The 18,511-nt window shown below is 68.0% G+C and carries 19 protein-coding genes; 3 read left to right on the top strand and 16 right to left on the bottom strand.

Going from position 1 to position 18,511, the window contains the following annotated elements; all coding sequences use genetic code 11:
- Window positions 1–45: 45 nt before the first annotated feature.
- Window positions 46–900: an IclR family transcriptional regulator gene (locus AB4Z27_RS22445; protein ID WP_092293424.1), complete on the bottom strand. Its 855-nt coding sequence runs from the start codon at window positions 898–900 to the stop codon at window positions 46–48.
- 372 nt (window positions 901–1,272) lie between these two features.
- Here AB4Z27_RS22445 and AB4Z27_RS22440 point away from each other — a divergent pair, with 372 nt between their 5' ends.
- Window positions 1,273–1,794: a MarR family winged helix-turn-helix transcriptional regulator gene (locus AB4Z27_RS22440; RefSeq protein ID WP_092293426.1), complete on the top strand. Its 522-nt coding sequence runs from the start codon at window positions 1,273–1,275 to the stop codon at window positions 1,792–1,794.
- A 21-nt stretch (window positions 1,795–1,815) separates the two neighbouring features.
- Here AB4Z27_RS22440 and AB4Z27_RS22435 read toward each other — a convergent pair whose 3' ends face one another.
- The 13 genes from AB4Z27_RS22435 to AB4Z27_RS22375 form a co-directional block, all read right to left on the bottom strand.
- Entirely contained in the window at window positions 1,816–3,240 is a 1,425-nt protein-coding gene (locus AB4Z27_RS22435; protein WP_177219894.1) for an MFS transporter, read from the bottom strand.
- Window positions 3,241–3,262: 22 nt separating this feature from the next.
- The gene (locus tag AB4Z27_RS22430; RefSeq protein WP_441645295.1) at window positions 3,263–4,219 is read right to left on the bottom strand and encodes a PDR/VanB family oxidoreductase; all 957 of its coding nucleotides are present in this window, start codon (window positions 4,217–4,219) and stop codon (window positions 3,263–3,265) included.
- 57 nt (window positions 4,220–4,276) lie between these two features.
- Window positions 4,277–5,242 (bottom strand): VOC family protein, encoded by a 966-nt coding sequence (locus AB4Z27_RS22425; RefSeq protein WP_092293431.1) that lies wholly within the window; start codon window positions 5,240–5,242, stop codon window positions 4,277–4,279.
- 34 nt (window positions 5,243–5,276) lie between these two features.
- Window positions 5,277–6,752 carry an aldehyde dehydrogenase gene (locus AB4Z27_RS22420; protein ID WP_441645294.1) on the bottom strand — a complete coding sequence of 492 codons (1,476 nt, stop codon included), beginning with the start codon at window positions 6,750–6,752 and terminating at the stop codon, window positions 5,277–5,279.
- Between the two features lie 12 nt (window positions 6,753–6,764).
- The gene (locus AB4Z27_RS22415; RefSeq protein WP_092293435.1) at window positions 6,765–7,571 is read right to left on the bottom strand and encodes an aspartate dehydrogenase; all 807 of its coding nucleotides are present in this window, start codon (window positions 7,569–7,571) and stop codon (window positions 6,765–6,767) included.
- 19 nt (window positions 7,572–7,590) lie between these two features.
- Window positions 7,591–9,324 (bottom strand): thiamine pyrophosphate-binding protein, encoded by a 1,734-nt coding sequence (locus AB4Z27_RS22410; protein ID WP_441593658.1) that lies wholly within the window; start codon window positions 9,322–9,324, stop codon window positions 7,591–7,593.
- Entirely contained in the window at window positions 9,317–10,120 is an 804-nt protein-coding gene (locus tag AB4Z27_RS22405) for an SDR family oxidoreductase (RefSeq protein ID WP_092293439.1), read from the bottom strand. The genes AB4Z27_RS22410 and AB4Z27_RS22405 overlap by 8 nt, the downstream gene beginning before the upstream one ends.
- Before the next feature lie 22 nt (window positions 10,121–10,142).
- A complete protein-coding gene (locus tag AB4Z27_RS22400) occupies window positions 10,143–10,982 on the bottom strand; it encodes an IclR family transcriptional regulator (protein WP_092293441.1) in 840 nt (279 codons plus the stop codon).
- Window positions 10,983–11,017: 35 nt separating this feature from the next.
- Window positions 11,018–11,554 carry a cupin domain-containing protein gene (locus AB4Z27_RS22395; protein ID WP_092293443.1) on the bottom strand — a complete coding sequence of 179 codons (537 nt, stop codon included), beginning with the start codon at window positions 11,552–11,554 and terminating at the stop codon, window positions 11,018–11,020.
- A gap of 19 nt (window positions 11,555–11,573) precedes the next feature.
- On the bottom strand, window positions 11,574–12,344 hold the full coding sequence (locus AB4Z27_RS22390) for an SDR family oxidoreductase (protein WP_441645293.1): 771 nt from the start codon (window positions 12,342–12,344) through the stop codon (window positions 11,574–11,576).
- Entirely contained in the window at window positions 12,337–13,392 is a 1,056-nt protein-coding gene (locus tag AB4Z27_RS22385) for an aromatic ring-hydroxylating dioxygenase subunit alpha (RefSeq protein ID WP_441645292.1), read from the bottom strand. Before AB4Z27_RS22385 ends, AB4Z27_RS22390 begins: the two co-directional genes overlap by 8 nt.
- Window positions 13,393–13,417: 25 nt before the next feature.
- Window positions 13,418–13,723, bottom strand: coding sequence for a recombinase-like helix-turn-helix domain-containing protein (locus AB4Z27_RS22380; protein ID WP_441645291.1), 306 nt, complete (start codon window positions 13,721–13,723; stop codon window positions 13,418–13,420).
- 202 nt (window positions 13,724–13,925) lie between these two features.
- Complete coding sequence (locus tag AB4Z27_RS22375) at window positions 13,926–14,804, bottom strand: alpha/beta fold hydrolase (RefSeq protein ID WP_441645290.1); 879 nt, start codon at window positions 14,802–14,804, stop codon at window positions 13,926–13,928.
- Window positions 14,805–15,301: 497 nt separating this feature from the next.
- Between AB4Z27_RS22375 and AB4Z27_RS22370 the strand changes: the two genes are divergently transcribed.
- Together AB4Z27_RS22370 and AB4Z27_RS22365 are read left to right on the top strand one after the other, a co-directional pair.
- Window positions 15,302–16,396, top strand: a complete 1,095-nt coding sequence (locus AB4Z27_RS22370) for a porin (RefSeq protein WP_092293453.1) — start codon at window positions 15,302–15,304, stop codon at window positions 16,394–16,396.
- A gap of 159 nt (window positions 16,397–16,555) precedes the next feature.
- Window positions 16,556–17,551, top strand: a complete 996-nt coding sequence (locus AB4Z27_RS22365) for a Bug family tripartite tricarboxylate transporter substrate binding protein (RefSeq protein WP_092293455.1) — start codon at window positions 16,556–16,558, stop codon at window positions 17,549–17,551.
- On the opposite strand, the gene AB4Z27_RS22360 is transcribed toward AB4Z27_RS22365, so the two are convergent.
- Both AB4Z27_RS22360 and AB4Z27_RS22355 read right to left on the bottom strand, forming a co-directional pair.
- Window positions 17,532–17,927 (bottom strand): hypothetical protein, encoded by a 396-nt coding sequence (locus tag AB4Z27_RS22360; RefSeq protein ID WP_441593653.1) that lies wholly within the window; start codon window positions 17,925–17,927, stop codon window positions 17,532–17,534. The genes AB4Z27_RS22365 and AB4Z27_RS22360 overlap by 20 nt on opposite strands.
- A 26-nt stretch (window positions 17,928–17,953) precedes the next feature.
- The coding region (locus AB4Z27_RS22355) for a hypothetical protein (protein ID WP_441645289.1) at window positions 17,954–18,511 on the bottom strand (558 nt) is incomplete at its 5' end.

Genomic DNA, 18,511 nt, shown 5'->3' with positions numbered 1-18,511 from the left:
CGTTCCTTCCGTGATTTCGCCATCCGCCGGGGCATCAGCCCGGCGTCATTCGTTGGCCACCCTGCCCTGCAGGGTCGGCCGGTAATCCAGCAGGCGCGACAGCTCCCCTGCCGCCTCGCGCACCTTCTCGACCATCGAATCGAGCAGCGCCGGATCGATCCGGGCTGCCGGGATGGTCGCCCCCAGCGCSGCCACCACGCGCGTGGTGCGGTCACGCACCGGCGCGGCGATGGTCGAGATGCTGGCCTCGAAGAAGCCTTCGTGCAGCACATAGCCGCGCTGGCGGTCACGCTGCACCATCTCGTACAGCTCTTCCACGGTGCGCGGCGTGCTGTCCGAGTACACCTCCAGCCGTGGCTCCGGATACAGCTCCCGCAGCGCCTCCAGCGAGAGGTCTTCCAGCAGCACGCGTCCCAGCACCGTGGCATGCGCCGGCAGGCGGGTGCCCACGTTCACCGTGCTGGTGAACGGCCGCGCCGCCACCGACTTGGCCACGTACACGATCGACCGGCCATCCCGCACCACCAGGTTGCACGGGTAGTGGATGTCGTCGCGCAGGCGGTCCAGCAACGGCCGGCCCAGTTCGGTCAGCTCCAGCGAGGCCAGGTAGTCGAAGCCCAGCCGCAGCACCGCCATGCCGAGGCGGAATTCGCGCCCGCCGTCGGTCCGTTCCACGAAGCCCATCATCTCCAGCGTGGCCAGCAGCCGGAACACCGTCGAGCGCGGCACCTTCAGCCGCCGCGCCAGTTCCGCCGCCGACAGCGTGCGGTCCTTGCTGCTGAACTCGCCCAACAGCCTGAGCCCGCGTTCGAGCCCCGGCACGATGTACTTATCTTGTGTGTCCTGTACTTCCTGCTGCGTTTCCTGCTGCGTTTCCTCTCTGGGAAGGTCCTGGTTCATGGTCTCTCTCTGCGTAGCGTTCGGTCCTGCCGCCGGCTTTTCGCACTTCAGCCGGCTGGCAACGGATCCGTATAACATGCGGCGTCGCGCACAGCACGAGCCCCCGCACGTCTCCACTCCGAACCCTAGCAGATATGTTTTATCTAWRAAACCCGGATTCACATCAGGAACGAATTCAGATTAGGGCGACTTTGTTGATGACTCAACTTAAGTTAATCCCGGATTGACATAGCCCCTTGTGATCTGTCGTGTTTTGCTGCGTGGCACAAAGTTGCGGGCCCCGCCAGCTGTGAGACAATCGCCGCCGGTTTCCGGCCGTCTTGCGGCATCCCGCGACATTCCGCGGCATCCTTTCCCGCCTTCCACTTCGCCATGTCCAGCCCCACCTCCGCACACGAACAAGCCACTCCGGCCGCAGATCCCTGGTCTCAACTCGACGAGGCGGGCACAGGACTGACCGTCAACGACTTCCTGACGACGATGTTGAGCCAGCTAGTGACGGCGCTGCGCAGCAGCGTGACCGAGCCGTACGCCACGCAGTTCGAACTGACCGTGCCGGAATGGCGCATGCTGGCGCTGCTGGCGCATGGCAAGGAGCTGTCCTTCGCGGAGATGGTCAAGCAGTCCACCTCGGACAAGGCGCTGGTCAGCCGCACCCTGCGGCTGCTGGAGGACCGGGGGCTCGTCACACTGGAGTCGGAAGGCAGCACGCCGCGCCGGCGCCTGATCTGCCGCATCACGCCCGCTGGCGAGGCGCTCCATGCGCAGGTGATTCCGCTGGCGCAGCGCGGGCAGGCATCGGTGATCCGCCTGCTGACGCCCGAGGAGCGCCACGGCCTGTACACGGGCCTGCGCAAGCTGCACGGCATCTGCACCGGCGCCGGCCGCGACTGACCCCCTTCAGCGTTGCCGAGGCTAGGCCTCCAGCGCCTCCAGCACCTGACCCTTGGTCTCGATGCCGAGGAAGAACACCGTCACGGCGGCCACTAGCGGCACCACAGCCAGCCCGTAGAACGCCAGGCTCAGGTTGCCGCTGCCGATGGTGCTGGCGATCAGCCCCGGGGCGAAGATCGCCGAGATCTTGAGCCACGCGCCGCCCAGCCCGCAGCCCATGGCGCGGATGCTGGTGGGGTACAGCTCCGGCGTGTAGACATAGGCCGTGATGAAGCCGCAGGCCAGGAAGCCCATCGCCAGCGCGCAGAACGTGGCCACCACGTAGACCGTGGAGGCGTGGAACACGCCCGCCAGCACCAGCGACACCGCGCACAGCACGAAGGACACRTTGATCACCGGCTTGCGGCCCACCTTGTCCACCACCATCGCGCAGATCAGCGACCCGACCACGCCCAGCACCGAGGCGCCCGCCGCGAGGTTCAGCGCCAGTTGCAGCGGCGCGTGGTAGACGGTCTTGTAGACCGTGGGCAGCCACGTCGACAGCCCGTACTGGATGAAACCGCAGGTCGCCCACAGCATCCACACAGCCAGCGTGCGGCCGATATAGACGCGGCCGACGAGGTCGCGCACGCGGCGGCGCGGGTGGCGGGCCGCCATGGCGTCGAASGCCGAGGTATCGCCCACTGGTGGTAGCGGCTGCTTGGCGCGGGCCTCGAAGGCGCTCAGCGCCGCGTCGGCCTCGCCCAGCCGGCCCTTCTCCGCCAGCCAGCGCGGCGACTCGGGAATCAGCTTGCGCAGCACGAAGAACAGCACGATCGGCACCCCGCCCAGGAAGTACATCACCTCCCAGCCGTAGCGCGGCACCAGGAAGGCGCCCATCGCGTTGGACACCATCAGCCCGATCGGGAACACCACCTCGTACAGCAGCACGAAGCGGCCCCGGCCATGCGCGCGGGTGACCTCGTTGATATAGGTGGCCGCCACCGGCAGTTCGCCGCCCAGCCCCAGCCCCTGGATGATGCGCAGCAGCGCGAAAATCTCGAACGACGGCGCGAAGCCGCAGGCAATGCTCATCAGGCCGATGATGCCCGCGCTCCAGCCCACCGAACGCAGCCGGCCAAAGCGCTCGGCCAGCGCCGGGAACAGCAGCGCGCCGACCAGCTGGCCCACCGAGGGCGCCGCGATCAGGAAGCCGATCTGGCCCGGCGTGAGCGACCAGTTGGCGATCAGCAGCGGCAGCGTGGCCGCGATGGCGATCACGTCGAAGCCGTCGAAGAARGTGGCGAGGCCGATCAGCAGCCGGGCGCGGATATGCATCGCGTTGCCGGGCATCCGCTCGATACGGGCGATGATCTGGCCGCGCGTAACGGCGCGGGGGTTGGCCTGGGGGTGTGCGGGGGCCGTGGCGCTGGCTGATGCCGCGCCGTCTACGCTATCGATATACATCGGTGGGGGTTTCCTCGGCGGCTCAGAGATCCAGCACGAGCCGCTGGCCCTTGCATCCGGATACGCACACCATCATGGTGTTGTTGGCGGCGCGCTCGCTGTTGCTGAGCACGCTGTCGCGGTGGTCWGGGCAGCCGTCGAGCACGGCGGTCTCGCACGAGCCGCACACGCCCTCCCGGCAGCTGTACTCCATTGCCACGCCGGCTTCCAGCAGGGCATCGAGCAGCGACTTGCCGGACGGCACGCGCACGTTGGCRCCCGTGCGTTGCAGCGTGACGCTGTACTCGCCCTCCTGCACCGCCTCGGTGGCCGGGTCGGCGGCAAAGCGCTCGATGTGGACGTTGGCGTAGCCGTGGGCCGCGCAGGCCGCCTCGAAGGCGTTGAGCATCGGGCCGGGGCCGCAGCAGTAGAAGTGCGTGCCGGCCTCCTGCCCGGCCAGCATCGCCTGGAGGTCCGGCGGCGCGCCCTGCTCGTCATCGAAATGGAAGCGCACGGCGTCGCCATAGGCCGACAGGGTGTCGACGAAGGCCGCCTCCTCCCGCGAACGGGCGCAGTACACCAGCGTGAACGCCCGGCCAAGCTCGGCCAGCCGGCGCGCCATGCAGACGATGGGCGTGACGCCAATGCCGCCGGCCACCAGCACCGTGTGCGCGGCGTCCTCGTCCAGCGCGAAGTGGTTGCGCGGCGTCGCCACGGTGAGCGTGCTGCCCACGCGCAGCTGCTCGTGCACGAAGCGCGAGCCGCCCCGGCTGTTGCGGTCCTGCAGCACGCCCACGGTGTAGCGGTCGCGCGCCTCGGGCGCACCGCACAGCGAATAGCTGCGCACCAGGCCGTTGGCCAGGTGGAGGTCGATATGCGCGCCCGGGCTGAAYTCGGGCAAGGTGGCGCCGCTGGGGTCGCGCAGCTCGATGCTGACCACACCGCGCGCCTCGAACCGCATGGCCTGCACGCGCATCGTCAGGGATTGACTGGCACTCATGACTGCTTCCTTCTCAATGCTTGCCTCGCCAGAGGCAACAGCRACTTCAACACCGATTCAACGCTTTTCCGTGAGGAACTTGCCCTGCGGGCCGCCGGCGTTCTTCTGCCGGCGCGTATTGCCGTCGATGCCACCCTCGATGGCCCATTCGGCGAACACGGTCGGGCCCGGCTCGAACGCGCGCGGCTCCCAGTGGGCGTCGAGCTGGTCCTCGTCGGCGTAGTACTCGATCAGGCCGCCGGCCGGATTCTTGAAGTACCAGAAGTAGGCGGACGAGATCGGGTGGCGGCCCGGGCCGAGCTGGGTGTCCCAGCCCGTGCGGGACATGTGCATGCCGCCGCCGAAGACCTCGTGGATGTCCCGCACCGTGAAGGCGACGTGGTTCAGGCCGCGCTTGGGCTGCGGCAGCTGCAGCAGGAACAGGTCGTGGTGGCCGCCCTCGGCCGCGCAGCGCAGGAAGGCGCCGCGCTCCGGATAGTTGTCCGACTGCACGAAGCCGAACTTCTCCACATAGAAGCGCTCGGTGGCCTTCACGTCCGTGACGAAGAACACCACGTGGCCCACCTCGATCGGCGCGGCGCGCTCGTAGACCGGGCTGCGCTGGTTCAGGCGCGGCTTTTCGTTCCACGTGTTCATCACCGCGCATTCCACCTCCACCTCGCGCTTGCGCGAGACCTGGAAGCGCACGGCCAGCCCGTTCGGGTCGGTGCAGCCCACGCGCGCGCCGTCCTGCTGGCGCACGAAGGTCGGCTCGGCGCCGATGGCGTCGGCAATCGCCTCCAGCGACGCCTGGTCCGCCACGCCCCACACCACCTCGCGCAGCGTGGGGCCGTCCTCGATGGCCGGCGCCAGCGCCGGATCGGCGATCTTGCGCACCAGCACGCGGCAGCCGTTCAGCGTTTCGAAGTCCAGCGCCTCGGCGTCGTCGCGCTTGACCGTGAGGCCCCAGTCGCTGAAGAAGCCTCGGCACGCGTCGAAGTCGTCGGCGCCGTAGGTGATTTCGTCGATTCCCAATACCTTCATCTTGCTTCTCCGTCCTGCCGGTTGATACCCGGGCTCAGTTGGCCCACGGCAGCGGTTGTTCGTTCAGGCCCCAGTACACGGCCTTCTGTTCCATGTATTGCAGGATGCCCAGTCGTCCCTTCTCGCGGCCCAGGCCGCTGTCCCGCCAGCCGCCGAACGGCGTCGAGATCGAGAACTGCTTGTAGGTGTTGATCCACACGTTCCCGGCTTGCACGGATCGTGCCACCCGCCAGGCGCGCTTGTAGTCGCGCGTCCAGATGCCGGCGGCCAGGGCGTAGATGCTGTCGTTGGCCTGGGCGATCAGGTCGTCCTCGTCGTCGAACGGCATCGCCACCAGCACCGGCCCGAAGATCTCCTCCTGGCAGATGCGCGCGTGGTTATCGAGCCCTTCGATGATGGTCGGCATGTAGAAGTAGCCGTTGGCCAGCCCCGCCACGTCCGGGCGCATGCCGCCCGTGCGCAGCTGGCCGCCGTCTTCCACGCCCATCGCCACGTAGGACTCGATACTGTCGCGGTGCCGGTCGGTGATCAGCGGGCCCATCTGGGTGCGTTCGTCGGCCGGATCGCCCACGCGCAGCCTGGCGGCGGCGGCGGCCAGACGGTCCATGAACGGCTCGTACTGCGCGCGTGCCACGAACAGGCGCGAGCCGGCGATGCACGATTCGCCCGACGAACTGAAGATGCCGTACAGCACGCCGTTCACCGCGTGGTCCAGGTCGGCGTCGTCGAAAATCATGGTCGGSGACTTGCCGCCCAGTTCCAGCGACACCGGCATCATCTTGTCCGCGGCGATGTGGGCGATGTGCTTGCCSGTGGTGGTGCCGCCCGTGAACGACACGCGGCGCACCAGCGGATGCTTGGTGATGGCGTCRCCGATCACCGAGCCCTTGCCCGGCAGCACGCTGATCAGGCCCCGGGGCACGCCAGCTTCCTCGCAGATCGCGGCCAGTTCCAGCGCCATCAGCGGCGTTACCTCGGCCGGCTTGACCACCACGGCGTTGCCGGCGGCCAGCGCGGGCGCCATCTTCTGTGCCTCGCTGGCAATCGGCGAATTCCACGGCGTGATGGCGGCCACCACGCCCATCGGCTCGTAGACGCTCATGGTCAGGCAGTCSCCCCGCTGCGGCGTGATGGATTCCTCCATGGTTTCGCAGGCGGCGGCGAAGAACTGGAACGTGCCGGCGGCGCTGGCGACGAGCGCACGCGTCTCGCTGATCGGCTTGCCATTGTCCAGGCGCTGGCGCTGGGCCAGCGGCTCGGCGCGCGCGCGGATCATCTCGGCCACGCGGTACAGCACGGCGGCGCGCTCATGCGGCTTGCGCTGCGCCCAGCCGCTGGTCAGGAAGGCGCGATGGGCGCCCTGCACGGCTTCTTCCACATCGGCCAGGCTGGCCGCGTTCAGTTCGGCCACGACTTCGCCGGTGGCGGGGTAGCGCGTGGCGTAGCGGTCGCCCGAACCCAGGCGCCAGGCGCCGGCGATGCAGATCGGGAGGACTTGTTGTGTGCTCATGTCAGATTCACTTCAGATCGACACCGCGTGGGCGCGGTTGCCGAGGGCGCGCACCACGCTGAACACGGTCAGCGCGGACGTCTTGGGATTGGCCGCGAGCGGCTTGCCGCGCATGGTCAGCTCGAAGCCGCCAAACGCGCCGCGTGCTTCCACGTGGTGGACGTTCTCCTCCGCGTGCGGGTCGGCCAGCAGCTTGACCGACGTGCGGTCCAGGCCGAGCCCGGCCAGCGAGACCGTGGCGGCCACGTTGGCGTTCTTCGGATAGAGCCGCGCGGCGTCGCGCGCGGTGCCTTCGAAGATCACCGTGGCTTCGGTCAGGGCGTCGAGGTCGAACAGGTCGGCCGCCGGCGTKCCGGCCCAGGCGCGGGCCGGCTTGCGGCCGGTGTAGATGACTTCGTCCAGACCGCCCACGCGGGCGGCAGCCAGCGCGTCGATGGCGCCGATGGCGCCCGACAGGAGCTGCACCTGCGTGTTGCCACGGCGGGCTGCCGCCTCCAGGCGCTCGGCCATGCCCGGCTCGGACAGCGCGCCGACTGACACCACCATGCACGGAATGCCACGCTCCAGCGCCGGCACGATATGCTCCTCCAGCGCGCGATGGCCCGCRCACTCCACGAGCAGGTCCGGGCGACGGTCGCCATCGGCCAGCCCGGTGGCCACGCGCACATTGGGCGCCAGCGCCGACAGCGCGCCGCGTGCCGCGTCCATCGTGCCCGCCGGCACGATCACGACGTCGAACACGACATCCGGRTCCGACTTCAGCAGTTCCAGCACGCCGCGGCCAATCGCCCCGCAACCCACCATGGACACATGCAGCATGGACGTTCTCCTGGTTGGCTTAAGCCGCCGCCGCAGCGGCTGCTGCCGCCGGGGTCGATACGGGGCTGGAAGTCGGGCTTGCAATCGGCTGCTGCTTGTTGACCGGCGGGCCGGCGAACACGGTCTTGAAGCTGCCGATGGACAGCATGTCGATTTCCAGCAGGAACGGGCCCGGCTCGACCGTGGCCTCTTCCAGCGCCGCGCCGATGTCGGCGAGGTTGCTCACACGGCGGTGACGCAGCGCGAGCGACTTCGAGAGCTGGGCGTAGTCCGGCGTGTGCAGGTCCACGTAGTGGCGGCGACCGCCGTACTGCGCGTCCTGGATGTTCTTGATCACGCCGTAGCCCTTGTCGTTCATCAGCACGATGACCATGTCGGCACGCTCCTGCACCGCCGTGGCGAGTTCGCCCAGGTTCAGGATGAACCCGCCATCCCCGGCCAGCGTGAAGGTCTTCTTGCCCGAAGCCGTGGCCGCCGCGCCGATGGCGGCGCCGATGCCCATGGCCAGGCCCTGGCCGATACCGCCGCCGAGCGCGTGCACGCCGGCGCGGGAATCGAAAATCTGCAGGTGACGGTTGCCCCAGGTGCTGTTGGACACCGTGACGTCGCGCACCCAGTTGAAGTTGCGGCCCACCGCCTGCTGGAGCGCCTGCACCAGCGCGCTGTACGGGCCGAGGCCGTCCACCAGCGCGCCCACGGCCACGTCGTGGGCACGGCGCAGGTCGGCGGCGAAACTGGCGTCCACTTTCAGGCGGCCTTCAAGCCGATCGGCGAGGCCATCCAGCGCCAGSGCGGCGTCGCCGCTGACGAAGTGGTCGCTCTGGTAGCAGCGACCTTCCGAGGCCGGATCGGCGTCGATACGCAGCAGCGGGCGCGGCAGCTTCAGCTCGTACTTCAGGGTTTCATTGCCGCGCAGGCGCGAGCCGACCACCAGCATCGCATCGCACGTCTGGTAGAAGGTTTCGATGGGCTTGTGGAGGTTGTAGGCGCCCAGCGAGCGCGGATCGTCCTCCGCCACGATGCCGCGACCCTGCGTGGAGGTGACCACGCCAAACCCCATGTCCAGCAGGCGCTTGACCTGCTGGCTGGCGTGGCGCGCGCCGCCGCCGAGCCACAGCATCGGCCGGCGGGCCTTGGCGAGTTGGTCGGCCAGCGCGTCGAGCGCATGGGCCGAGGGCTGGTGCTGCGGCACCGGCAGCGGTTGCAGGTCGGCCGGCATCGGGATCAGCGCGGCCTGGATGTCGATGGGGATTTCCACGCTGACCGGGCCGGTCGGCGCCGTCAGCGCGGTCTGCACGGCCAGCTTGATGGTCGAGAGCGCGGTGTCGGCGCTGCGGATGCGGAAGGCGGCCTTCGACACGGCCTTCAGCATGGTGAGCTGGTCCGGGGCCTCGTGGATATAGGCGAGGCTCTGGTCCAGGTACGGCGTTTCGATCTGGCCGGTGATGTGGAGCATCGGCGTGCCGGCCGTCAGGGCCTCGACCATCGCGCCGGCGGCATTGCCCGCCGCCGTGCCCGTGCTGGTCAGGCACACGCCCAGGCCACCCGTGGTGCGGGCGTAGGCATCGGCCATATTGGTGCCGCCCGCTTCGCCGCGCGCCGGCACGAAGCGGATCTTGCCGCGCTCGCCCATCGCGTCGAGGATGGGCATGTTGTGGATCGAAATCACGCCGAAGGCAGCCTTGACGCCGCACTGTTCGAGGAAGGCCGCGATGGCGCAGCCCACGGTGACTTGTTGTTGTTCGTTACGCATGACGGGAGAGTCCTCCGGAAATATCGATGTGGCTGCCCGTGGTGTACGAAGACAACGGCGAGGCAAGGAACAGGATGGCGCGCGCGGCTTCCTGCGGCAGGCCGAGACGGCCCAGTTGGATGTTCTTCTGGCGGGCCAGACGCGCGGTCCACGCGGTCCAGTCCAGGTGGCGGTCTTCCTCCGGGCGCGCGTCGAAGCGGCGGCGCCACTGGCCGGACTCGACGAGCCCGATCAGGATGCCGTTCACGCGCACGCCGCGCGGCGCGAATTCGGTGGCCAGCGAGCGCACGAGGTTGTGCACACCGGCGCGCGCCGCCGAGGTGGCGACCATATGCGGCTCCGGCTGGGTGGCGAGCAGCGAGTTCACGCAGACCACGGCGCCCTGCCCCGACTGCTCGAGTTGCGGCAGGAAGGCRCGGGTCGGGTGGATCACGGAGAAGAACTTCAGTTGCAGCTCCTCCATCCAGGCGGCGTCCTCGGTGCTGGCGAAGGTCGACACGCGGCCCTGGCCGGCGTTGTTGACCAGCATGTCCACCGGGCCGAGTTCGCGCGCCACGTCGGCGGCGAAGGCGTTGACCTGCGCAGCCTGCAGCACGTCGCACTGGGCCGCGTAGAGGCGGCAGCCGGTGAAACGCGCGCGCAGCGAGGCCTCGGCCTGGCGCAGGCGCCGTTCGTCACGGCCGCACATGGCCACGGCGGCGCCGGCTTCCAGCAACAGTTCGACGGTCGCCAGCCCGATGCCGGAGGACCCGCCGGTCACGACGGCCACTTTGCCGTCGAGTTGAATCATGGACATCGTCCTCACTCCCCTCTTTTGCTCATTCCCGATGTAAAGACACGACCTTGCCGTGCCCGTTGGCGCGATGCGGCCGGTAGTCCAGCAGCCGCGACAGCTCGCGCGCGGACGCCCTCACCCGTTCCACCATCAGCCCGAGCTGCTCCGGGTCGATGCGCGACGCCGGGATCGTGGCGCCCAGCGCGGCGGTGACCTTGCCGGTGCGGTCGCGCACCGGCGCGGCGATGGTGGAGATGCTGGCTTCGAAGAAGCCTTCGTGCAGCACGTAGCCGCGCGAGCGGTCTTGCTGCACCATCTCGAACAGCGCGTCCACGGTGCGTGGCGTGCTGTCCGAGTAGATCTGCAACTGCGGCTCCGGATAGATCTCGCGTAGCTGCGCCAGCGAGAGGTCTTCCAGCAGCACGCGCCCCAGCACGGTCGCATGCACCGGCAGGCGCGTGCCCACGTTGACATTGCTGGCGAACGGGCGCGACGCCGCCGACTTGGCGACGTAGACCACCGAGCGGCCATCGCGCACCACGAGGTTGCACGGGTACTCGATTTCATCGCGCAGCTTGTTCAGCAGCGGCGCGCCCAGTTCGGTCAGCTCCAGCGAGGCCAGGTAGTCGAAGCCGAGCCGGAGCACGGCCAGGCCCAGCCGGTATTCGCGGCCGCCGTCGGCACGCTCCACGTAGCCCGTGGCTTCCAGCGTCGCCAGCAGGCGGAACACCGTGGAGCGGGGCACGTCGAGCCGGCGCGCGAGGTCGGCCGCCGACAGCACGCGGTCACGCGCGCTGAACTCGGCCAGCAGGCGCAGGCCACGCTCCAGGCCGGGCACGATGTACCGGTCCTGGATCTCGGCGGGCAGTGGTTGGGTGCTCATGGCGGATGGCTGGATGGATCGACGATCGGCGCGGTTCAGCGCTTGACCTGGGTGAGCGGATGCTCGGGCGGGTACGTCGGCGTGATCGGCTTCTTGGCGCCGAGCATCACGCACATCAGCGCGTCTTCGTCGCCGATGTTGATTTCCTCGCGGTACACGCCCGGCGGCACCGACACGAGGTCGCGGTCGGTCAGGATGGTCTCGAAGCGCTCGCCGTCCTTCTCCAGGACCAGCTTGATCTTGCCGCGCAGGATGAAGAAGACCTCTTCCACATCGGTGTGCAGGTGCGACGGGCCTTCGTGGCCGGCCGGGATGATCATCGTGGAGAACGTGAAATGCTCCGACGGCACCGTGTTGGTGTCCGCGGCCACGCCGGTGCCGCCCGTACCGAGGTAGCGCATCTGGGCGCGGCGGTACTTCGGGTCGTAGTCGGCCTGGAACTTCAGGGCATCCCAGTCGTACCGGCGGGTGGAGAAGCGCGCCACGCGGCTTTCCATCCACTGGTCGAACGAGGCGTCGGCAGGTTGCTCCCAGCTACGCTTGATGTTTTCCTGTTGGGACATATCGCTCATTGGATCGGGTTCCTTGGTTTCAGTGCATGACAAAGCCGCCGTTCACGGCCAGGGTCTGGCCGGTGACGAAGCGGGAGAGGTCGGACAGCGCGAACAGCACGGCGCCGCAGACATCGTCGGGGACTTGCTCGCGCTGGAGCGCGCGCTGGTTGCGGTACAGGTCGTGGCGGTGCTGCGGCACGTATTCGGTGGCTTCCACCAGCGTGAGGCCCGGCGCCACGGCGTTGACCGTGACCTGCGCATCGCCCAGTTCACGGGCCAGCGAGCGGGTCATGCCGATGATGGCGCTCTTGCTGGCCACGTAGGCCAGCAGGTTGGGCGCGCCCCACAGCGGGGTGTCCGAGGCCAGGTTGACCACGGCGCCCCGGCCGCTGGCGCGCAGCGCGGGCGTGCAGGCGGCGGTCATCAGCCAGGTGCCGCGCACGTTCACGCTCATCACGCGGTCCCAGGTGGCCACGTCCAGCGCGGTCAGGTCCCGGCCGCCGGAATCGGTGACCGCGCCGTTGTTGACCAGGCCGTCGAGGCCGCCGAGGGCCTCTGCGGCGGCGGCGGCGCAGGCCTGCACCGAGGCCGGGTCGTTCAGGTCCAGCGTCAGCGGCACCACGTTGAAGCCGCTCGCCTGCAAGGCGGCGGCCGATTCCTGCACGCGGTCCGCGAGGATGTCGGCCATCGCCACGGCGCCGCCGGCTTCGGCAATCGCGGTGGCGAAGGCCAGCCCGAGGCCGCGCGCGGCGCCGGTGACCAGCACCTTGCGCCCTGCCAGCAGGTTGGCGGTTGCGGCGTCACGCATGGCTGGGGACTCCGCCTGCCGGTTGCAGCATCGCCACCGGTTCGTTGGCCACTTCGGCATCGGCGCGGCGCTTCAGCAGGCGGCGCACGCGGGTGATGCCGGCGTCGTGCTGGTACAGCATCTCGTGGTCGCGCGCGTTCGGCGCCATCGACTCCAGCACCACGCGGTCTTGCTCGAGGACGTCCCAGTGCAGCCCTTCCAGGCGGTTGCGATACAGGAAGCGCCACACGTCGCGCTCCCAGCCCTGCACGTGGCGGGTGCGCCAGAAGAACACCAGGCAGTGATCCTCGTCCACCGGCGTGGCCATGCCGACGATGCCGAACGGGCCGCCGGGGCCSACCTTGTCGCGGTAGGGGATGGACAGGCGCAGCCACAGCGTGCCGGTCTCGCCGAATTCCACCCAGTCGAAGTTCACGCCGCGCTGGCCGGTCTTCTCGAAGATCAGGCCGCTCTCGGTCTCGCGGATCTGCATGACGGCCGACTTCTCGCCGCTGGCCATCGAGTGCGAGACGGCGTGCAGGTAGGCGCCGTGCATCGGGTCCATGACGTTGTCGATCGCGTAGCGGTAGTTGCAGTCCCAGTGGGCCACGCAGAGGAAGTTGGTGTGKTCGTCGCTGACCAGTTCCTCGGGCAGGCGCAGGGCATCGGCTTCGGCCGGGGCGCTGTCGCCGAACCACAGGAAGATCGCGCCGGCCTGCTCCTGCACCGGGTAGCTGCGCACGCAGGTGCGGCCTTCCAGCGGGCAGCTCTCCACGGCCGGCACGCTCTTGACCTGGCCGTCGCCGCCCACTTCCACGCCGTGGTACCAGCAGGCCACGCGGTCGCCGAGGTTCCAGCCCATCGACAGACGCGCGCCACGGTGCGGGCAGCGGTCTTCCAACGCGTGCAGCGCGCCGGCGTTGTCACGCCACACGACGATGTTCTGGCCCAGGCGGGTGATGCCGATGGGCGCGTGGGTGACCTGCCACGACGCCGCCACCGGATACCAGTAGTTGCGCAGGCCGCTGTTCAGACGCGCCTCGGCACGTGCTTGCTTGTTCGATTCCATGTCTTGTCTCGCTGGGGTTCCGGCGTCAGGCGCCCAGGCGGCGCATTTCGGCGAGGAAGGCTTCCTCGGTCCACGGCTGGCCATCGGCGGCCAGGAAATTCGTGCGGTTGAGCGCGCGGACGATGTCGCCGGGGTTCTTGGCGCCGCCCTCGAAGGCCGCCTCCAGCGCATCGGCTAGCGCGTTCTCGTACGCGGTGGGGGCCGCCGCACGGGTCTGCCAGACGATGTTGGCCACCTTGCCCGGCTGCTCGATATGGCCCTTGCCCGCTACGTTGTTCGGCGCGGGGCGCTCCCACGGCACCAGGTTCGGGTTGTACGAGAGGCTTTCCATTGCGCTTTGCTCCATGGCTGGCTTTGTTGGGGACGGCGGGTTCAACCGCGCTCGCGTTCTCAGGCTCGCTTTGTTTTACCTGTGAAACACGAGTTTAAATATTGAACACAGGTACGACTATAGACAACGACGCTTCAAAAATTGACTGGGGTTAACCCCGTGAAGCGCCGGTTCGTGGCGGAGAAGTGCTGAAACCCTCGCCTTAATCGTGCAGCGTGGCGCGAATCCGTTGGGCGACGGCCCGGGGCTGCTCGATGTAGCAGGCGTGGCCGGCGTCGGCGATCAGGTGGAACGGGAACTGGCATCGCCCGGCCAGCGCGGACGAGGCGGCGGGCGTGGTCACCACGTCCTGCGCGCCGCAGCCGACATCCACGGGGCGGGAGGCATCGGCAAGGTATTCATCGATGTCATCGCCACAGAGCAATGCGACCGCCTGGCGATAGCCGTCCGGATGCAGGCGGCGCATATTCCAGCGCACCCAGGCTTGGGCATCGGGCGTGGCAGCCGGGCTGAGCAGGCGGGTGGGGCCGCGCTGGGCGAGACCATCGACGCCGAGGGTGTCGAGCGCTTCGAGGCGCTGGGCCGAGACCTCGCGCGACTTGGCCTCATTACCCGGCGCGCCATAGCCGAGTGCGGGACTCAATAGAAGGAAGCTGGCCGGTTGCATGTCCGGCGCGGCCTGGGCGGCGTAGCCGGCGGCCATCAGCGCGCCGAGCGAATGGCCGACGATCAGGTCCGGGCGGACCTGGAGAGCGGCCAGCAGTTGCTCGAGCCGCGCGGCGTAGTCGCGGGCCGTGGGGGCGGGCATCGGCAATGGGGTGGAATCGCCGTAACCTGGCGCATCCCAGGCAATCACCCGCGCGCCGGCGGCGAGCAGGCTCGCGCAGGGCAGCCAGGATGCCGCGCCGGAGCTGATGCCGTGCAGCAACACGATCACCGGACCATGCGCGCCACCGACGCGGCAGGACACGCGTGTGCCTTGCGCATCGACCATCACGGTACGCGCGGCGAAATGGTTGTCCAACGCCGCCAGCAGGTCGGCGCCCGGTTCAAGTGCTCGATGGGGCGCGTTTTGTTCCATATGTGAAACCTGTATTTATAAATAAAACTCCTCGACTATAGGCCGGGTTCCGGGAGGGGTGGGATCAGGGTAAACAAGTAGAAAAAATCCACGTCTGAAGCGCCGCCGCCACGCGCAGTCCGGACGGCCTCGGCATGCCCCGCAACGGGGCATCGTCAGATTTCACCCGAAAGCGGCTTGCTGCCTCGGTTTGCCGAGCGAGGACTGACTTCGCCCGCCCGGCCACTTTCGCAAAGGCGGTGCGCTGCCCTGGAAGCCGCGCACCACAACGATTCCAGGCCTTTGTGGTATCCGCGCCATGCCACGGCGTCGCCATGTCGCCTCACTAGGGTTCCCCCTGATCTACGCCGCAGGCTCTCCTGTCTATATTTCGCTGAACGTTTCCTATGTAGTTCATTGTTTTACTAATGAAACGCAAAGACGGATCGGTCCCCCAACATGCCCCGGCCGGACGGAAACGCAGACGAGCCCACGAAAACTAGAGAAGGAAACGGTAGATGAAGATCGGAAAGTACGCGGCAGGCCTGCTGGCCGCAGCGCCCCTGCTGGCCTCGGCGCAATCGTCCGTCACACTGTATGGCGTGGTGGACACCGGCGTCGAGTTCGTCAACAACGTCGGCGCGGCCGGCAACAGCGTGGCCCGCATGAATACGCTGACCGGCACCGTGCCGTCCCGCTGGGGCCTGCGCGGCACCGAGGATCTCGGCGGCGGCCTGAAGAGCGTCTTCGTGCTGGAGTCCGGCTTCGCGCCGGATTCCGGCACCGCCAACCAGGGCGGGCGCCTGTTCGGGCGCCAGGCGCTGGTCGGCCTGAGCGGCAAGTGGGGCCAGGTCTCGTTCGGCCGCCAGTACACCATGCTGTTCTGGGCCGTGCTCGATCCGGACATCCTCGGGCCGAACGCGTTCGGCTCCGGTTCGCTGGACAGCTACATCCCGAACACCCGCGCCGACAACGCCATCGCGTACAAGGGCACCTTCGGCGGCCTGACCGTGGGCGGCACGTACAGCTTCGGCCGCGACGTSGCCAACGCCGGTCCGAGCCCGGCCGGCACGAACTGCGCCGGCGAGAATCCGGCCGACAAGTCGCAGTGCCGCGAGTGGTCCGCCATGATCGGCTGGGACCAGAAGACCTGGGGCATTACCGCCGCGTATGACTCGCAGCGCGGTGGCCCGGGCGCCTTCGCCGGCCTGACCAGCAGCAGCCTCCGTGACGACCGCGCCTCGCTGGCTGGCTACGTGTTGCTCGATCGCACCAAGATCGGCGCCGGCGTGATCCGCCGCGAGAACCAGGGCAGCGCCACGCCGATCTCGGCGCTGTACTACATCGGCGCCGCATACGACATCACGCCCGCGTTCACGCTGGCCGGCCAGGTCTACTATCTGAACTACAACAGCAGTGATAACAAGTCGATGCTGTACGCCATCCGCGGCATGTACAACTTCAGCAAGCGCACGGCCGTGTATGCGACCGCCGGCTTTATCAACAACGACGGCAACCTGACGTTGTCCGTCAGCGGCGCGCAGGCCGGCGCCAACACGAAGCCGGGCGGCCAGCAGTTTGGCGCCATGCTCGGCATCAAGCACATCTTCTAAGAACGGCGGACGCACGCGGCGCCGGGCAGCGTGTCCTCTGCCTTGCGCGCCGCTCGCCACAAGCCCGATGGGAAATCCGGCACAGCACCGTTTCCCCGACTCCTTCGCGCCGCCATGCCCCCGCATCGGGCGCGAACCCTGACAAGAGGTGTTTCGACCATGAAGACTGTCCGCCGCAACGTTCTCGCCGCCATGGGTGCGGCCTTCGGCGCCGCTGCCCTGCTCGCCGCCCTGCCCGCGATGGCCCAGGGCGGCTACCCCAACAAGCCGATCACCATCGTGGTGGCCTACCCCGCCGGCGGCGACGTGGACGTGCTCGCCCGCCTGATGGCCGACAAGCTCGGCGCGCGGCTGAAGCAATCGGTAGTGGTGGAGAACCGCACCGGCGCCGCCGGCACCATCGGCAGCGCCTACGTGGCGCGCGCCGCCGCCGACGGCTACACGCTGCTGATGGCGCCCAACACGTTGTCGATCGCCCCGCTGGTGTTGAAGTCCGGCACCGGCGCCACCTACGACGTGCAGAACGACTTCACGCCGATTGCGCAGCTCGGCACGCAATCGCTGTTCGTGGTGGTGGCCAAGACCACCGGCATCACCAAGATGAGCGACCTCGTGGCGCGCGCCAAGGCCGGCAAGCTGGAGACGTACGCCACGCCGGGCAATGGCTCGCCGATGCACATCATGGGCGAGATGTTCAACAAGTCGGCCAGCGTGAAGATCGCGCAGGTGCCGTACCGGGGCACGGCGCCGGCCATCGTCGACGTGCTGGGCGGGCAGGTGCCGATGACCTACGTGACCTACGGCGCCGTGGCGCAGTACGTCGGCAATGGCAGCCTGGTGCCGCTGGCCGTGGCCGACACCAAGCGCTCCCCCTTCGCGCCGAACGTGCCGACGCTGGGCGAGCTGGGCTACAAGGACGTGGAGATTGGCGCGTGGCAGGCGATGCTCGGCCCGAAGAATCTGCCGCCGGAAATCGTCCGCACGCTGAACGGCCATGTGAACGAGATCCTCAAGCAGCCCGACGTCATCGCCAGGATGGCGACCATCGCCGTCACACCAGTCGGCGGCGAGCCCGCCGTGCTCCAGAAGCTGATTGCGGCGGACACCGCGCGCTACACCAAACTCGTGAAGGAATTCAATATCCAGGCCGATTAGACGTCTGAATCTTGAAGGTGCCGGCGCCGAAAACACCGGTAGTACTGGCCACCCCGGCATTGCTGCCGGGGTTTTTTTGTTTCTGGTGGAGTTGGTGATGGATCCATACCCTGGACACCGCAAACGCCAGCATGACGCAAACGATGCCAATTGCGAACGCCCGGAGCATCGCCCATTTGTGCGGGCGACGCCGGACGAGCGCGATGAAGAAGACAAGCAGACCCACGATAAGCAATGCGGCGACTGCCAGCGCGGCCATCGCAAGGTAGGCCGCAGCCGGACCGGTATAGCGGTCCCCGGGCTTGAAAGGGGTCAGCACCAGCGCCACGACGTAGGCCACGCCCACGATGGCAAGAAGCCACGCGATGACGTTCATGGTGCGCAGCAACCTTGATCCCGGCGTCATCGTAGGCCTTCCGATGCGAGACGCTTCGCAAGGCCTTCCCACCGACGTGGACTGTCTTTCACGGCGTGCGCGTAATAGAAGTGTCCCTCTCCCTTTCCATCCAGCATCTGTTTGCCAAGAATGGGCGCCATGGCAACAAGTTCGACCCAGGACATTCCGGCATAGATCGGATCCCCAAACTCCCGCAGATCAATCGTCACAACCTTGCCTATGCGGGGGTGCGTCTGTAGATCGGATAGGAAATCCTCGTCGATCGGGGATCCGATCAGGACAAGATGGTCGATCACGTGGCCTGCGCGTGCATAGGACCAGGCAGTTTGCGCGGCTAGCAAGGAGCCGTAGCTATATCCGATCAAGTTGAACTGCGGGGCCTCCGGTGACATGCCTTTCGTGATCGTCCACTCACTGTCATCACGATAGCGCACGACGAGACCAGCCCGGAGGGCATCCAGGATTTGTCCAGCCTCCTTGTAGTCCTCGTTCAGCCCGTGGTTTGCCGAGTTCGTCAGTCCCATGAAACAGTGCTCGATCCCCGCCTTCCGGAACGCCTCCAG

This window comes from Cupriavidus sp. KB_39, assembly GCF_052114485.1.
In the GTDB taxonomy this organism is placed as follows: Bacteria; Pseudomonadota; Gammaproteobacteria; order Burkholderiales; family Burkholderiaceae; genus Cupriavidus.
Note: the sequence above shows the minus strand (reverse complement) of the source record. Positions and strands in the feature narration are given on the sequence as shown.

Coding starts and splice junctions, on each gene's coding strand:
- AB4Z27_RS22390 (WP_441645293.1), bottom strand. CDS start 12,344: ATGCGTGACGCCGCAACCGCCAACCTGCTGGCAGGGCGCAAGGTGCTG.
- AB4Z27_RS22380 (WP_441645291.1), bottom strand. CDS start 13,723: ATGGAAAGCCTCTCGTACAACCCGAACCTGGTGCCGTGGGAGCGCCCC.
- AB4Z27_RS22360 (WP_441593653.1), bottom strand. CDS start 17,927: ATGAACGTCATCGCGTGGCTTCTTGCCATCGTGGGCGTGGCCTACGTC.
- AB4Z27_RS22375 (WP_441645290.1), bottom strand. CDS start 14,804: ATGGAACAAAACGCGCCCCATCGAGCACTTGAACCGGGCGCCGACCTG.
- AB4Z27_RS22440 (WP_092293426.1), top strand. CDS start 1,273: ATGTCCAGCCCCACCTCCGCACACGAACAAGCCACTCCGGCCGCAGAT.
- AB4Z27_RS22365 (WP_092293455.1), top strand. CDS start 16,556: ATGAAGACTGTCCGCCGCAACGTTCTCGCCGCCATGGGTGCGGCCTTC.
- AB4Z27_RS22425 (WP_092293431.1), bottom strand. CDS start 5,242: ATGAAGGTATTGGGAATCGACGAAATCACCTACGGCGCCGACGACTTC.
- AB4Z27_RS22400 (WP_092293441.1), bottom strand. CDS start 10,982: ATGAGCACCCAACCACTGCCCGCCGAGATCCAGGACCGGTACATCGTG.
- AB4Z27_RS22395 (WP_092293443.1), bottom strand. CDS start 11,554: ATGAGCGATATGTCCCAACAGGAAAACATCAAGCGTAGCTGGGAGCAA.